This is a genomic window from Streptomyces griseorubiginosus (genome assembly GCF_017614965.1).
Taxonomy (GTDB): domain Bacteria; phylum Actinomycetota; class Actinomycetes; order Streptomycetales; family Streptomycetaceae; genus Streptomyces; species Streptomyces griseorubiginosus_B.
In genome coordinates this window covers 1-15,931 of record NZ_WVUG01000205.1, presented here as the reverse complement: position 1 = coordinate 15,931, position 15,931 = coordinate 1, and the positions used below count along the sequence as shown (strand labels likewise).

At 68.4% G+C, this 15,931-nt stretch carries 13 protein-coding genes; 3 read left to right on the top strand and 10 right to left on the bottom strand.

The annotated features are described in order from the left end of the window. Positions 1-511 precede the first annotated feature (511 nt). Positions 512-694: a hypothetical protein gene (locus GRC12_RS30175; protein ID WP_208782714.1), complete on the top strand. Its 183-nt coding sequence runs from the start codon at positions 512-514 to the stop codon at positions 692-694. Then, positions 691-1,269: a phosphatase PAP2 family protein gene (locus GRC12_RS30170; protein ID WP_208782713.1), complete on the top strand. Its 579-nt coding sequence runs from the start codon at positions 691-693 to the stop codon at positions 1,267-1,269. Before GRC12_RS30175 ends, GRC12_RS30170 begins: the two co-directional genes overlap by 4 nt. 464 nt (positions 1,270-1,733) lie before the next feature. On the opposite strand, the gene GRC12_RS30165 is transcribed toward GRC12_RS30170, so the two are convergent. Beyond that, complete coding sequence (locus tag GRC12_RS30165; protein WP_280117532.1) at positions 1,734-4,799, bottom strand: S8 family serine peptidase; 3,066 nt, start codon at positions 4,797-4,799, stop codon at positions 1,734-1,736. 603 nt (positions 4,800-5,402) lie between these two features. Here GRC12_RS30165 and GRC12_RS30160 point away from each other — a divergent pair. Then, positions 5,403-6,011, top strand: coding sequence for a hypothetical protein (locus GRC12_RS30160; protein ID WP_208782711.1), 609 nt, complete (start codon positions 5,403-5,405; stop codon positions 6,009-6,011). Positions 6,012-6,118: 107 nt separating this feature from the next. Here GRC12_RS30160 and GRC12_RS30155 read toward each other — a convergent pair whose 3' ends face one another. The 9 genes from GRC12_RS30155 to GRC12_RS30115 all read right to left on the bottom strand — a co-directional run. Next, on the bottom strand, positions 6,119-7,240 hold the full coding sequence (locus GRC12_RS30155; RefSeq protein WP_208782710.1) for an enolase C-terminal domain-like protein: 1,122 nt from the start codon (positions 7,238-7,240) through the stop codon (positions 6,119-6,121). Positions 7,241-7,320: 80 nt separating this feature from the next. After that, the gene (gene dmpG, locus GRC12_RS30150; protein ID WP_208782709.1) at positions 7,321-8,346 is read right to left on the bottom strand and encodes a 4-hydroxy-2-oxovalerate aldolase; all 1,026 of its coding nucleotides are present in this window, start codon (positions 8,344-8,346) and stop codon (positions 7,321-7,323) included. Continuing rightward, complete coding sequence (locus GRC12_RS30145) at positions 8,343-9,284, bottom strand: acetaldehyde dehydrogenase (acetylating) (protein ID WP_208782708.1); 942 nt, start codon at positions 9,282-9,284, stop codon at positions 8,343-8,345. The genes dmpG and GRC12_RS30145 overlap by 4 nt, the downstream gene beginning before the upstream one ends. After that, a complete protein-coding gene (locus GRC12_RS30140; protein ID WP_208782707.1) occupies positions 9,281-10,084 on the bottom strand; it encodes a 2-keto-4-pentenoate hydratase in 804 nt (267 codons plus the stop codon). The genes GRC12_RS30145 and GRC12_RS30140 overlap by 4 nt, the downstream gene beginning before the upstream one ends. A 6-nt stretch (positions 10,085-10,090) precedes the next feature. Then, the gene (locus tag GRC12_RS30135) at positions 10,091-11,032 is read right to left on the bottom strand and encodes a 3-carboxyethylcatechol 2,3-dioxygenase (RefSeq protein ID WP_208782706.1); all 942 of its coding nucleotides are present in this window, start codon (positions 11,030-11,032) and stop codon (positions 10,091-10,093) included. A gap of 12 nt (positions 11,033-11,044) precedes the next feature. Beyond that, positions 11,045-12,028, bottom strand: coding sequence for a zinc-binding dehydrogenase (locus tag GRC12_RS30130; RefSeq protein ID WP_208782705.1), 984 nt, complete (start codon positions 12,026-12,028; stop codon positions 11,045-11,047). A gap of 274 nt (positions 12,029-12,302) precedes the next feature. After that, positions 12,303-13,520: a cytochrome P450 gene (locus tag GRC12_RS46770; RefSeq protein WP_208782704.1), complete on the bottom strand. Its 1,218-nt coding sequence runs from the start codon at positions 13,518-13,520 to the stop codon at positions 12,303-12,305. Positions 13,521-13,534: 14 nt separating this feature from the next. Continuing rightward, complete coding sequence (locus tag GRC12_RS30120) at positions 13,535-14,473, bottom strand: PDR/VanB family oxidoreductase (RefSeq protein WP_208782703.1); 939 nt, start codon at positions 14,471-14,473, stop codon at positions 13,535-13,537. A gap of 253 nt (positions 14,474-14,726) precedes the next feature. Continuing rightward, on the bottom strand, positions 14,727-15,931 hold a 1,205-nt coding region (locus GRC12_RS30115), incomplete at its 5' end, for a DUF3500 domain-containing protein (protein ID WP_208782702.1).

Here is a 15,931-nt window from a genome sequence, read left to right as displayed (position 1 = left end):
CTGCCCAAGGCGCCCCCTCCCCTTCGATTCGTTCTGGACAGCATCGCGTGTTCGTGGGCCGGGCGTCAGGGGCGTCGGTCGCGTGGGGTCAGTGCGTGGGTTGGTGCATTCCGTCCGGGCGCCCCAGGGCCCTGTTCGCCGTGCGCAGTCTGTGGCGTCAGCCCGCCGGAGGCAGCCGGAGCGTGGCGACGGCTCGGCCGTCGGCGGCGTTCGAGAAGAGCAGCACGCGATGACCCGGTACCTGACCGGACTCCCTCCAAGGAAACCGAAGGTCCTTCAATCTGAACCTGCAGGTCCACCGGTCTGCTTCAGGTCGGTGGATCCGCTGGTTCGGTTGGAACGCGAGGGTGCTGTGCAAGGCGAAGAGCTTCGGCCGTGACCTCGGCGTCGACCTGTGCCGGCGTTCTGTCGCCGTATTCGAGGACGTCGTAGTCGTCGTCCAGGTTGGCGAGTCGCTCGGCCAGAGGCAGTTCGTGCCCGAAGCGCCGGTGGATCCGGAAGGCCAGTTCGCGTGGTGTCAGCTCAGCACAACAAGCCCCTGTCCGGAGAGGCCCTCCCGCCTGCGAGCGGCGGACGAGACCTGCTCAGCGAGATCCTTGCTCTCAAGCAACTCGCCGCGGCCTACGCCTCCGATCTCACCCGCGCCTTCGCCGCCAAGCTCGACGATGCCCGAATACTGGAGACGACGCAGTGACCCTGTCCCGCACGGCCCGCCTCATCACCGACACCCTCGCACCGGCCAACCTCGTCATCGCGATACTTCTGATCATCGGCTGGCACAGCACAAGCAGTGTCACGGGGCTCGGGTGGGGGGTGCTGGCGGCCTTGTTCTGCGGAGGCATCCCCTTCGCCGTCATCATTATTGGCGTGAAGCGCGGCAGTTGGACCGACAAGCACGTACGGGTCCGTGAGCAGCGCGCCATCCCCCTCCTGGCCACGATGACGTCGGTTCTTGTCGGCATCTCGCTGCTTGTTGGCTTCAAGGCGCCCCGCGAGGTGTTCGCGCTGGTCGTCGCCATGCTCGTCGGCCTCATCGTGACCATGGTCGTGACCGTATGGTGGAAGGTCTCGGTGCACACGGCCGTCGCGAGCGGGGTTGTCGTGATCTTGTTGCTCGCCTACGGCATGAGCATGGCGCCGTTGCTGCTCGGCATCGCCGCCATTGGCTGGTCTCGTGTCGCCCTCCGCGATCACACCCCCGCTCAAACCGTTGTCGGCGCCCTGCTCGGCGGGCTGGCAGCGGCCGTTGTGTTCAGCGCGATGCGCTGAAGCAGTCCCCCTCCACGTCCGTCTCGGCGCGGCGATGGCACCGCGCCGGGTACAAGCCGTCCTGGAAGTGGTCGAGTCGGCGATGCGCTGGTCTTCGGCCATCGAATCGAAGCGCTCTCCAGGAAGGCTGTCAGGTGACGTGGGGATCGAGGTTGTTGTGCCGCAGTGCCGTGGTCGGGCTCGAACGCAGCCTGCGCCTACCGGGCGCGCTGCGAGGGAAGCGCCGTCCGACACTCAAGCATGGGCAGTCGGTTCTGGAAGGACACAGCGCGAGGTGGCGCACGCCTTGCGCGAGCCGTACCTCGTCGGAATTCTTCGCAACATCCCGGCCTTGGCGATCGGGGCAGCGCACAGCATCGGGCCCACCGTCGCCGGCGGTAGTTCCTTGGTGCGCGCAACGGGGTCCCCGGGTGCCGGCCCCCCGCGGGCGGTGGGGCCCACATGGTTGCTGAGAGAACCGGGCGTTACGGGGTGACCGCCAGGATTGTCGTGCCAACGGTGTCCGTGCCGTTGCTGTATTCGATCCGGGCGAGGTAGATCTGCCCCACCTGGAGGTTCCTCCAGGAGACAGTGGTCTTGGCTGTTTCGCCCATGGTCACCCGCTGCTCGGCCGGCGTGACGGTTGCTGGCCTGTTGGGCTTGGTGTCCTTCCCGATCAGCCAAGTGTGCAGGGTGTACTTCTGGCTGCTGAGGCCCCGCGGAAGCACGACCTGGTTGACGTACACCTCGTATGTGCCCGGCTTCAGGTCGATGTGCTCATCGTTGCCGGCGATGGGCTCCCAGAGAAGGTTGCCGTCCTTGTCGTACACCCAGAGGTCCAGATCGCTGCCCGCGATCTGGTCGGCGGACGTGATGGCGACGCGGGCGAAGTCGGTGCCTTCGGGGACCGTGAGCTCGGTCTTGACCGTGGCGGCCGTCAGATGCGACGGGTCGAAGTCGGGCTCTGCGCCGGTCAGCGTTCCCGTCTTGGTCGTACCGGCGTACAAGCCGTTGACGGTGGCGGAGAGGGTGCCGTTCCAGCCGGCCCGTGCGGTGAGGGTCACCGAGGTCGCGCCGTGGCGGGCGACCTCGTCCGGCGCGGCGATCGGCGCACTGCGCAGGGCGATGGGGCTGCGGACCTTGTGGTGTCCGTCGCTCCAGGTGATGTCGCCGAACTTCCAGTCGCCGTAGGCGGCGTGGGTGCGGGTGAAGGTGACCCGGTACGACGCCGACGCGCCCGGTGCCACGACCAGCTTCCCCGGCGAGACGGTCGCCTTGTAGCCGGGCGGGGTGTGGAGGCTGGGGGTGTAACTGCCGGTGGTGCGGGCGACGTTGGTCACGGTGCGGGTGACGGTCTGCTGGCCGGCGAGGTCGCCGACCGCAATGGACGGGGAGTTGAGGTCGCTCGGGTCGGTCTTCCTTACGGTCGCGCATGGGTCGCTGCCGGCGGTCGTCACCGGCGGCTGGCCGATGGCGCACAAGTAGGCCATCCAGTCCCCGAACTTGGAGTCGTATACCAGGCCGGGGTCGGCCGCGATGTTCGGGACGACGTGTCCGGCGCCGAAGTCGAGCGGGGTGGCGGTGGTGCCGCCGAAGCGCTGGATGGGCTTGCCATCGTTGTCCTTGGTGGTCCCGGTGGTCATCAGCGCCGACTTGACCTCCATGGGGGACCAGTCGGGGTGCAGCTGACGAAGCAGCAGGGCCAGCCCCGCGACGTGCGGCGCGGACATGGACGTGCCGGTCCTGATGTTCTGGTCACCCGGGACGCCGCGTTCTGGGTTGTCGCCCGCGACGACATCGACGCCGGGGGCGGTGATGTCGGGCTTGAGCGTGTCGCCCTTGCTGTTGTAGTCCGGGCCGCCGGAGGAGAACCCGGCCACCCGGGTCTGCTGCCGTTCGGTGAAGGCCGCGCCGAGCTCGGCGGTGCCGCCGCTGTCGGCGTAGGCCTTGACGGCTTGGCCGGACGCCTTGTCGAGGTTCACGGTCGGCACGGTGAAGGGCTCGGCGAACTCGTTGTCGGTGGTCTTGGGGTTGTACAGAACCATGCCGACGCCGCCCGCGGCCTTCACCCGGGCGCTCGGGTCGCCTATGGAACCGTCGCCGTCGGCGCAGAGCACGATCGTGCCCTTGACCTTGGCCGGGTCGAGGGTGCCCGGGTTGCACAGGGCCGCATCGGCTGGATCCACACCTCCGGCGGCCTTCGCCGCGTCGACGAGTGGAGCGGACGGGACTCGGGTTCCGTTGACACTGACCCCGGTGTACTTCCGCCCGTTGCCGAGGCTGACGGTGCCGCGGTAGGCGAGGTCGTGGGTGGAGGCGGCCACTGTGGTCACCCAGGGGACGCCGTTGATGGCGGTGCTGGGGCCTCCGTTGCCCGCCGAGACGGATATGAAGACACCCGCCTTGGCCGCGTTGGCCATGGCCAGGAACAAGGGCGTGTTGGCGGGGTCCAACTCGGAGTCGCCGAGGGAGTAGTTGATGACGTCGACGCCATCGGCCACGGCCTTCTCCAGGGCCGCGATGATGTCCACATCCCAGCAGCCGGTGGACCAGCAGACCCGGTAGGCGGCCACCCGGGCGGCGGGGGCGATCCCGGAGATCCGGGTGTGGGCTATGCCGGTGTTGGTCACGGCGGCGGGCACGTCGGCGTCGCCTGCCGCGATGGTCGCGGTGTGCGTGCCGTGGCCGAGCTTCCCCCACGCGGACGGCTGGTCGTCCCCGCCGACGTTCCTGACGGCCTTGTTGAAGTACTGGGCGCCGATGAGCTTGTTGTTGCAGATGACCTTGTGGCCGGGATCGTCGCCGGGGTCGCAGCTGCCCTTCCACTTCTTGTCGACGAGGGCTTGACCGGGCGGGGTCCCCCGGAAGGGCTTGAGCGACGGGTTGCCGGGATAGATGCCGCTGTCGACGTCACCGAGGATCATGCCGGCACCGGCGTTCTTCTGTCCGCCGGGGATCTTGGAGTAGAGGCCGCCGGGTTTCTTCAGGCCCAGGAACTTGGCGGTGTCAGGGGCGGGGAGGGTGCCCGAGGCGGCCGAGGCCGCGGTTTTCGCACCGCTTACGGCGGTCGTGGCCATGGTGTTCGCCGAGCCGCTGGTGGCCATGGGCTCGTCCACCGGATGACGCACCGTGTTGCGGGTCAGCGCGACGACGCCGGGAGTGCGGGCCAACTCATCGGCCTGAGCGGCAGTCAGTTTCGCGGCGAAGCCGTTCAACAGGAGGTCGTAGTTGTGGAGGGGCCTGACGCCAGCCACGGCGTCCAGCACTTTGTCCCGCTTCCGCGTCAGGTGGTCGATGTAGTCGCGGGCGGTCTCGGTACGCGTGTTGAGCCGGGTGCCGGCTTTGGCCGCAGTCTTGGAGTAGGCGGCGAGGGGCTGGCCGGCGAGTTGGACGAAGTAGGTGCCGGAGGTGTACGGCGTTCCGGCGGTGGCGGCTGGTCGGGCCGATGCGGCGCCGGAGGCGACGAGCAGGCCACCGACGAGGGCCGGTGCGAGCAGTGCGGCGACTCTCCGGCCGACGCGACGCCGTCGGCGCGGGTGTTGCTGGGACAACGTGGTGCCTTCCCAAGTGGTCGTGTTTCCCCGTGAGACGGCAGCCATCCTGTTACTGATGAGGCTCCAGTGAGAAGCGAATCAAGTTTGAATTTTAGTAACTGCACTTATTCTTCACACAATTGGAGCGACGACCCTTGCCCATAACCGACCTCAATGCGCGCGGCCTTCACACGCACACCGGTGTGCGTGACTGACATGAAAGTGCCTTCTTACGCTTTTGCCGAGGGTGACTCATGATGTGGCTGCTCAGTTCGGTGCGCCGCTTCGATCTACGGTTCCAGAGATGAATATCTGGCCTATAGCATCCAGGAAGACCACTCGGCGTGTCTGTATCGCTCTCATCACGAGCGCTCCGTCTGCCGCGGCAACCGAACTCCCGGGGCATCCTCGACTCGGAAACGTGGTGGAACGGCACACAGTTCGAGACACAGGCCGACGTCACATTTGTAACTGCATTTATTTCCCGGCCGGCAAGCTGCGGGCCGGCCCTTTGAATGATCGCAACCTGTCCGTCGCACAGGCCGATAGGTGACCTGGCGTCACGTCGTCGGCCTAACCGTACTCAGCCATCCGACAGTTGTCTGAAAGGCCGAATCCCCCATGACTCCCCCCACCAAGTCTCGGCTACTCAGGACCATCGCCGGTGCCGCCGCCCTCATCGGCGGCACCGCACTCTCTCTGGGGAGCACCGCCCCAGCGACCGCCTCCCCCTTTCCCGACAACCCGCCGCACCCGGCGGCAGCGATAGGCACCGACCACCGGACGATCCACGCCGACGGCGTCACCTACACCCCCCTCCTCGCCGCCACGCGTGTCCTCCCGGCCGACGGCGATGCCACCGCTGTCGTGGCGGGCACCGGCTACAACCGGGGGCAGGGCATCTACGTCGGTTTCTGTGTCATACCGCCGACGGTCACCCCGGGCGATCCGGCGACCTACACCCACATGCCTGGGCCGTGCCCCGGCGGCAAACGGCCCACGGACGGCTCCTCCCGTCGGATCACCGACTCGGACACGGGCACCCCAGGCATCACCCTGCCCTACAAGCCCGGGGGCTCCTTCCTTGTCACTCTGCAGCACCTGAAGCCGGAGATCGTCCCCGGTGAGATCTGCGGCGAGAACGTCCAGTGCGCCATCGTCACCCTCACCGACCTGACCGCCCCCACCGACCGCCGCTACGACCTGTACGTCCCCGTCGAGTTCCACTGAGCACGTCGGGAGCAGGGCGGCCGGACTGATTCCTCCGTCCGGCCGCCCTGCGCCGGACGGACGGCCGCCCACGTCGGCTACGACTGGCACGATCGGCCCACGTCCGGTCATCCCAGCTCGTCCACGGCACCGGAGCGCAGCAGGTCCCAGTCTGGTTCGATACCCAGCCCGGGCCGGTCAGGAGCGCTCGCGTAGCCGTCTTTGTCGATCGGCACCGGCTCGGCCAGCCCGTAGCTGAGGTGGTCGAGGTCGTAGCTGCCCGGAGAGTGCGGTACCAGGACCTCGAACCACTCGCAGTTGGGCAGCGCCAGGATCAGGTGCAGGCTGGCCAGATTGTTGAGTGAGTGATACGCGTCGTGGATCTCGCAGGGCAGATGGAAGGCCTCCGCGAGGTGGGCGATCTTGAGCATCCCGGTGATGCCGCCCTTGAGTACGACATCGCCGCGGAGGAAGTCGGTCGCCCGCTCCACTACCCACGGAGCGAGTGCGGTGAGCCCACCCCCGGTCACCTCGGTGGCCATGACCGGAATGCTCAGCTGCTGTTTGAGCCGGACGTAGCCGTAGAGGTCGTCCGCAGGCAGTGGGTCCTCGTACCACTCGTAACCCAGATCCTGGATCGCCTGCCCGACACGGACGGCCTCGCCGTATGTGTAGGCGAATGCTGGATCCATGAAGAGGGGGAAGTCCACACCCACCGCCGCCCGGACCCGCTCGCACAGGTCGATGTCGGCGGTCACCGGTACCTCCGCGCCTGTGAAGGCCCGCAGTTGCGTCAGCGGGTGCAGCTTGTGACCGCGCAGACCCGCCTCCTGGTAAGCGAGAGCCTCCTCCACGTACGTCTCGGCGGCATGGTGCATCCAACTGGACGTGTACACCGGTGCCCGGTGCTTCACGGTCCCGAGCAGGCGGTGCAGGGGGAGTCCCGCGGCCTTGGCAGCGATGTCCCAGAGTGCCACGTCGACAGCTCCCTGCGCCGTGGCCGGCAGTCCCCGGCGGCCTGTCATCGCCCAGATCCGGCCGATGTCCAGCGCGTCCTGCCCCAGCAGCGCGGGCTTGACCTGCCGGACGAGGAGTTCGGCGATGTCCTCACCGGGCGCCCCGACGAACGTGTGGCCCTCGATGCCCTCGTCGGTGGAGATGGTCATGAGGTCCAGCGGCAGCACCGGCGGCCCCACGTCCGACGGGTTGGGCTGCTGGTGCCGCAGGATGCGGAGGTCGGTGATCTTCATTGATTCATCCGTCCCTTCCCGTACAGGTCAGATCCGCTTGACGTCCGTCAGAGGGTTAGCTCCAGGACCCGCCTTCCGCGTCAGGCGCTGCGCGTGGCCCGGGCAGCGAGGAGGTCGAGCGCGATGTCCACGATCATGTCCTCCTGGCCGCCGACGAGGCCGCGCCGGCCGACCTCCAACAGCAGCGTGCGGGGATCCACGCCGTAGCGCTCGGCGGCGTTCTCGGCGTGACGCAGGAAGGAGGAGTAGACACCGCCGTAGCCGAGGGTGAGGGTCTCGCGGTCGACCTGAACCGGGCGATCACGCAGGGGGCGGACCAGGTCGTCGGCGGCGTCCTGGAGGGCGAAGAGGTCGCAGCCGTGCTTCCAGTCCTGAAGGTTGGCCACTGCGATGAAGGCTTCTATGGGGCAGTTGCCGGCCCCGGCACCCTGTCCGGCGAGGGAAGCGTCGACCCGGGTCACGCCCTCCTCGACAGCGACGACGCTGTTGGCCACCGACAGGGAGAGGTTCTCGTGCGCGTGGATGCCGATCTCGGTGGTGTTGTCGAGTACGTCCCGGTAGGCGCGGACCCGCTCCCGTACCCCGTCCAGGGTGAGGCGGCCGCCGGAGTCGGTGACGTAGACGCACTGGGCACCGTAGGACTCCATGAGTTTGGCCTGCGCGGCGAGTTCGGCGGCGGGGGCCATGTGACTCATCATCAGGAAGCCGGACACATCCATGCCCAGCTCGCGCGCCTTGGTGATGTGCTGGGCGGAGATGTCGGCCTCGGTGCAGTGGGTGGCGACCCGGACCGAGCGCACGCCGAGGGCGTGGGCTCGCTCCAGTTCGGCGATGGTGCCGATACCCGGCAGGAGGAGCGTGGTGAGGACGGCGCTGTCGATCGCGTCCGCCGCGGCCTCGATCCACTCCCAGTCGGTGTGGCTGCCCGGGCCGTAGTTGAGCGAACCGCCCGCCAGGCCGTCGCCGTGGGCCACCTCGATGGCGTCGACACCGGCAGCGTCGAGGGCGGACGCGATACGGCCCACCTCGGCGGGGTCGATGCGGTGCCGGATGGCGTGCATGCCGTCCCGCAGAGTGACGTCCTGGATGTAGAGCCTGCGGTTCATCGCTGAGCCTCCGCGATCGATTCGGCGACGCGAAGGGCGGCCGACGTCATGATGTCGAGGTTTCCGGCGTAGGCCGGCAGGTAGTGGGCGGCGCCTTCGACTTCGAGGAAGACCGACACCTTGGTGGTGACCGGGCCGGCCCCCTGCGGCAGCAGGGTGTGCACCGGTTCGAACGCCTCCACGGGAGTGAACTGCACCTCCTGCTTCAGCCGGTAGCCGGGCACGTACTGGGCGACCTGTTCGGCCATCTCCTTGACGGAGGTGCGGATCGCGTCCTCGTCGGCGTCGCCGATGAGGCAGAACACCGTGTCCCGCATGATCAGCGGCGGTTCCGCCGGGTTGAGGATGATGACCGCCTTGCCGCGTGCCGCGCCTCCGACGGTCTCGATGGCGTGGAAGGTGGTCTCGGTGAACTCGTCGATGTTGGCGCGGGTGCCAGGTCCGGCCGACTTGGAGGCGATGGAGGCCACGATCTCCGCGTAGTGCACGTCGGTGACGGCGGAGACGGCCGCGACCATGGGGATGGTGGCCTGTCCGCCGCAGGTGACCATGTTGACGTTGTCCACGCCCGCGTCGAGGTGGTCGTCCAGGTTGACCGGAGGGACGACGAACGGGCCGATGGCGGCCGGCGTGAGGTCGATGAGCTTCTTGCCGTACGGCGCGAGCCTGTGGGCGTTCGCGATGTGCGCCTTCGCCGAGGTCGCGTCGAATATGACCTCGATCTCGTCGAAGTGCTCCATCGCTATCAGGCCCTCGACGCCGTCATGTGTCGTGGGCACCTTGAGCCGGGCGGCGCGCGCGAGGCCGTCGGAGTCGGGATCGATGCCGACCATGGCGGCGACCTCGAGAGTGTCCGACAGGCGCAGGATCTTGATCATCAGGTCCGTGCCGATGTTGCCGGAGCCGATGATGGCGACCTTGGTCTTACGGGGGGTCATGCGTCCCTCTTCTCGGAGAATGCGGCGGTGACCTCTCCGAGCGAGCTGATCTCAGCCCGGATCCGGGTCCCGGGTGGAGCCGGGACCATCGGGCCCAGCGCGCCGGAGAGGACGACCTGTCCTGCGCGCAGCGGCTCACCGAACTCGCGCGCCGTGCGGGCCAGCCAGGCCAGGGCGTTGAGCGGGTCGCCGAGGCAGGCGGCGCCGGAGCCCTCGGAGACAAGGACGTCGTCGGCGTACATCCGCATGGTGGTCTCCCGCGGCTCGAACTCGTCTAGCCTGAGCCGGTGTTCGGCCAGGACGAAGAGTCCGCTGGAGGCGTTGTCCGCGACCGTGTCGGCGAGGGAGATGTCCCAGTCGGCGATGCGGCTGTCGACGATCTCCAGCGCGGCCACCGCGTAGTCGACCGCGTCTCTCACCTGATGGGGGCCGAGGTCGCCGTCGGCCAGATCGGCCTTGAGGACGAAGGCGATCTCCGCCTCGGCCTTGGGCTGGAGCAGCCGCCCGGAAGGCACCTCCGGCTCGACCGATACGTCCATGTCGGCGAACAGCACGCCGAAGTCCGGCTGGTCAACACCCAGTTGGCGTTGCACTGCGGGAGAGGTCAGGCCTATCTTCCGGCCCACCACCACCGCGCCCGCACTCAGCCTGCGTCGGATCAGTTCCTGCTGGACGGCGTAGGCGGCGTCGATGTCCTGGGTGCCGAGCAGGTCACGCACCGGGGCGACGGTCCGGCCCAGCTCCACGGCTTCCGCCAGCCGTTCGGCCGCCTGCGCGACCGCTTTCGAGTCAACTGTCATGGCGGTTCACCGCCCCTTCGCGGTGGTCACGGCGAACCCGGCGATCCAGGCGGGGATCGCCTCGTAGAAGCGGGAGGTCATCTCGTACGCCCCCGAAGCCGCGGCCAGGGAGGCGTACGCGGCGATCCAGGTGCGGACCTCGTGAGCGGAGCCCCCGCCCTCCTGGGCCATCCCCTCCACGGTCCAGGAGTCGAACTCCGTCAGCTCACCCTTCTCCAGGTGGTCCAGGAGCCGGTTGTCCCACCCCGGGTTGATCGGGATCATGTCGGCTGATCCGGCGGCGTACTCGCGGCCTGACCGGATGACCCGCTCCTCGCCCTTGGCCCGCTGTTCGGGTGTCGGCGGGTGCCCTTCGATGAGCGCGTCGGCGACCCGCGGCGGCGCGCCCTCCAGCACGGGTACCGGCGGATCGTGCGAGAGGCCGCCGGAGGCGAGGAAGAGGACCCGCTTGTCGAGTTCCGCGGCGGCCTCTCCGACGGCCGTTCCCAGTGCCCGGATGCGGCTCACAGGCCCGAGCGGGGTCGCCACGCCGTTGACGAAGACTGGGACCACCGGCACGCGGTCGATGCCGCCGAAGAGCACTTCGAGGGGCTGCGCGAATCCGTGGTCCACGGTCATCCGGGCGGAGACGGTGAGGTCCACACCGCGGTCGAGCACACCCTGGGCCAGCGCCTTCGCGGCGTCGGTGTCGACCGACAGCGGACCGGCCGCGGAGCCGAAGTCACCCACCGCGTGAGCCTCGGTGGCGAGGCAGAAGGGGGGCATCTCCTTGTAGAAGAAGCCGTTGTAGTGGTCCGGCGCGTACAACACCACGAGCTCGGGGTCGAAGTCGCGGATGAAGTCCCTGGCCGTGCCCACGGCCTGGTCCACCCGGGCCAGGACGCCGGGGGCGGGGTCGTTCTTGCCGATGAGAGGCGAGTGGGACAGCCCGACGGCTGCTGCGGTCATGGTGACCCTTTCTTACTGGTGGGGGGCCGGCGGGTGGATGACGACCTTGCCGGTGAGGCCGCCGTCGATCATCAGCTGGAAGCCTTTGTGGATGTCCTCGAGCGGGAGCACCCGGTCGATCACGGGACGGACGCCGGTGGCCTCCATCATCCGTAGCATCGCGACCAGTTCGGCGCGGGTGCAGCCGGTGGAGCCGAGGATGCGCTGCTGCAGATAGAAGATGCGGCCCAGGTCGGCGGGCGGGTTCGTGCCGCTCGTCGCACCGGCGATCACGATCGTGCCGCCGGGGCGGAGCGACTTCAGCGAGTGCGACCAGGTCGCCTCGCCGACCGTCTCGATCACGACGTCGACCTTCTCGGGCAGACGTTCGCCGGTGAACAGTGCCGACCGGGCACCCCAGTTCTCGGCCTCCGCCTGCTTGTCCTCGCTGCGGCTGGTGGCGTAGACGACGGCCCCGGCGGCCACGGCGAGCTTGATCGCGGCAGATGCGACGCCCCCGCCGGCGCCCTGCACCAGCACGCGGTCACCGGCGGTGATCCCCGCCTGGGTGAACAGCATGCGGTAGGCCGTGGTCCAGGCGACGGGCAGGCAGGCGGCCTCGTCGAAGGACAACCACTCGGGCTTGGGGACCAGGTTGCGGGTGGGCACGGTCAGGTACTCGGCGAAGGCCCCGTCGTGTTGCTCGGACAGCAGCGCCCGGTTCGGGTCCAGTGTCTCGTCGCCGCGCCCGGCGTCCGGGTCCCCCAGCACGGGGTGGACGATGACCTCGTTGCCGTCCTCGTCGTATCCGGCGGCATCGCACCCCAGGATGATCGGGAGCCGGTCCGCGGGGTGTCCCACGCCGCGCAGCGTCCACAGGTCGTGCATGTTCAGGGACGAGGCCACGACGCGGACGAGTGACCAGCCCGGGCGTGGGGTCGGCTTCGGGACGTCGCGGAGTTCCAGCCCCGACAGCGGGTCGGTGGCGTTCTGGGAGATGGCGGTAGCAGCAAGCACGAGGCCACAGTCGCCTCTGTCGTGCCTTCCGCCCTAGCGTGTGTGCCACTGGACAGCACACACACCGCGACGGGGCCCTGCGCACAGCACAAGGCGGTGGGGCATGACTGTGCGTCCACGGCCGGGACCAGGACGCCGGTCAATGCCGCTCGGTGATCCGCCCGATCAAGGTCTCCACCCTCAGCAACCTCCTTCCCCGGCACCCGAGCCGACGCGATCACCTCCAGCGCCTCCGGCGACCGAAGGTCCCATCGCGCCGGTTCTGGCACCCGCCTCAGCTAAGCCGGACGTGGATCTCGGGGGCCCCGCGGAAGAACCAGCCCTCGATCCTGGGCGGGCGGGTCTCATCGAGTCGGAGGTCCGGGAACGCCGCGAACAGCTCCTGGAGGGCGACTCGGACGATCTGCGGCGCGAGGGCACTGCCCGCGCACGCGTGCCTCCCGAGGCCGAAGGCCAGGTGCGCGTGGGCGGGCCGATCCAGATCGTAGCGGTCCGGCTCGGTGAACTCGGCGGGATCCCGGTTCGCGGAACCATAGGCCATCCATACGGTGTCTCCGCGGCGGATCCGTGCGCCGTCGATCTCGACATCCTCAACGCAGACCCGCGATGCTCCGCCGTAGAGCGGGCTGAGCCACCGCATCCCCTCGGTGATCGCCCGCGGGAGCAGTGCCGGATCGGCCATCACACGCGCCATCTGGGCAGGATCCGTGGCCAGCCCGAGCAGCGTGCTACCGCAGGCGTGCCCGGGTTCCTGGAGGCCGCCCATCAGCACGATGAGCACGGACGGCAGTACCGTGTCCAGCGTGCGCGGGTCGCCCGCCGCCCGGCCACTGTTCAGCATTCGATGGATGGGACTGCCGTCGCTCGCGCCCTCGCGTCGTTCCAGGTCCTGCAAGTACTCGGTGATTTCCTCGCGAGCTGTGTCTGCGCCCCGGAAGCCCTCTGGGTTGGCGAACGTGCCGTCCGGGTTGACCGCCATGTTCTGGGTGCCGACGGAGAGGTCGTGAAACCAACGCCGCAGGGTGTCCGCATCGACGTCGAAGCCGTACGCGTCGGCGACCGAGCGCACGCTCAGCGGCTCGAAGTAGTCCGCCATCAGCTCCGCTCGGTCCCTGCCGCGCAGCGACTCGAGATACCTGTGGGCGGCCGGTCCGACTTTGTGCGAGACCAGGTCCCGTACCGCCCGAGCTCCCACCGGACTCCCGACGGCCTCGCGCAAGTCGCTGTGCAGGTCGCCGTCGGCGCCGAGCACATGTGGGGTGCCGTACACACGCTCGTGTACCTGACTGGTTCCGCCCCTGAAAGTCCGGTCGTCCTGGGCGACGCGCCTGCAGGCGCTGTAGGTCGTGGCGAGCCATCCGCCGATTTTCGGGATCCATGCCACCGGAGCCTCGGCCCGCAGGCGGGCCGCGATCGCGTCGGCGTCTCCGGCCAGGTCCTGCACGGTGAGCTCGGACACCCAAGCCGGCTCGGCGGTACGAATCGTGGTCACTGGATCCTCCTTGATCACAGATCGAGAGTGAGACGTGGCGTTCGAGAACGCGAGACGCAGATCAGGATCGAGGCACCTGCCTGCCGTTCAGCTGAGGAGAGGAAGGTGTCGCGGTGGTCGGGAACCCCGTCCAGAACCCGGGTCTCGCACGTGCCGCACACCCCGGTCCGGCAGGAGGACAACGCGAACACACCGACCCGCTCCACCGCCTCGAGGATCGTTTCATCCGCTGGCACGGACAGGCGGATACCGCTGGTGGCGAGGTCGACCTCGATGGTGCCGCCGACCGTCTCGGCAGGCGGCCGGAACCGTTCGACGCTGAGGAGAGATGGGTCCTTCACGAGCCGGGAGACCTCGTCGATCATGCCGGAGGGTCCGCAGCAGTAGACCCGAGCGTCCCTCCGCGACGCGTCCGCCACGATCGCCTCGAGCGGCAGCGGCCCATACTGGTTCTCGGGATGGATCGAGACACGATCGCCGTGGTCGGCAAGCTCGCTCACGAACGGCATGGCAGACACATCGCGGCCTCCGTAGTGGAGCGTCCAGTCACGCCCTTCGGCTGCCGCCCGTTGAATCATGGGCAGGAAGGGGGTGATGCCTATGCCACCGGCCACGAAGGCGAGCGGGCGCCGGTCCTCGACAAGTGGAAAGGAGTTGCGGGGTGCCGAGACGGTGATCGCGTCCCCCACGCCGACGACGTCGTGGAGGCGGGAGGAGACCCGTCCCTTCCCTATTCGGCGGACGGCGAACCGGTACCGGGCACGGTCCGACACGTCCCCGATCAGGGAGTACTGGCGGACGAGTCCCGCAGCGAGGTGCACATCGATGTGTGCACCAGGGGTCCAGCCCGGGAGTTCACCCGCCGCGTCCAGGCTGGCGAGAGTGAACAGCACCACGCCATCCGCAACGTTCTGCTTCCCCGCAACATGCAGGAGAAGGTTGTCGTCGGCCATCCACGTCTCCCGTTCTGCGTCGAATGGGCGGGAGCAAGAACGGTCCGCATGACAGACCACAGGACCGCTATATGGTTCGAACGCTAGGCTTCGTCCACTGAGGGGTCAAGGGGGGTACGGTCCCTTCCGGAAGCGGAGAACGACCGGCTGACCGCACGGATCCGCCCGAACGATCCGGACCGGCGGATACGGACTTCAGCAAACAATGCCACCCCAGGGGACCGGTCAGTGAGCGGAGAGCCACAGCGCGTGCTCAGCTGTGGTGCTGCGCGTAGTGCCTGCGGAGGAGGTCTTTGCCGTAATCACCACCGTTGGGCGTCCGCACGATGGTATGGACGTGAATCGGTTCCGGCTCGTCGTTGTCGAGGAAGATCCCGGGGTGGTTGTCGTACTCGATCAGAACGACCGGACTGTGCAGGCGATAGTAGAAGGCCTCCCCCAACTGCCATGGACCGATCCAGCTCAGACAGGAGTCGTCCACATGGCGCTCGAGCTGCGACCGGCGGTGCGCTCGTGCGGTCTCGGGCAGGTTCAGCAGATACGGGTCGGCCAGAGCCATGAGCAGTTCGCGCTGACCGGCCGTCAGGTCCGAGCCTTGAAGACCGACCTGGGGCAGTACGAGGTTGTCCCGGCCGGCGCCGGCGCGATGACGACCGTCCACGATGCCTGCCAGCTCATGGGGCAGGTCCTTCGCGAGCATCGACCCGTGGAGCACTGCCCGGTCACGCTGGGCTCCGGTCAGGGAGCCCATGAACTCCAGTGCCGTCCGCTGGTGTTCGGCGAAGAGCAGGTCACCCTCGAACTCGGTGCCGAGAAAGGACGGCGTGAGCACGATCTGGCTCCCGATGAAGAGGCAGTGCAGGACGATATGATGTCCGAACAGCTGCCATCCCCACGGGGCCGTCCGGCTCGGCTCACCGAAGATCGTGAACCAGTAGCAGTACTCGGTCAGGGAGTCCAGGTAGGCGCCGACAACCTCTCCCAACGAGGCGTTGGAGCGCATCGCGGCACGAAGCTGCTCATAGCCGGGCGCACTGATCGACGCCTCGATGACTGCGAGCGCGGCGGCCCGCTGCACGTCGCTGATCTCGTGCAGCTGCAATCCGTGCTCGGGGAAGGTCAGAAAGGCGTTGGACCACAGCTGCCATTCGACGGCGTCGAGTGGCAACGCGGCAGCGGAACGCTGTTGGGAGCCTAACGACGCCAGGAAACCGCGGGCCGCCTGCGCCGCAGCAGTGGGGTCCACTCCCTGATCCTCAAGGGTGAACAGCCCATCGACCGGCGTCCCGTCAGTCGTCACCCCGACGAACGGCTCGGCCGCGGTCTGTTCCACTGGGGGGATCTCGGCATCGCCGATGAGTTCCATCAGCGCAGCCATGCCCTGCTGGTCACTGAAGTCGACCGTGCCACGGCGGAGTGGCAGGTTCGGCTTCCGGGGACGGGGACGGGGACGGGGAG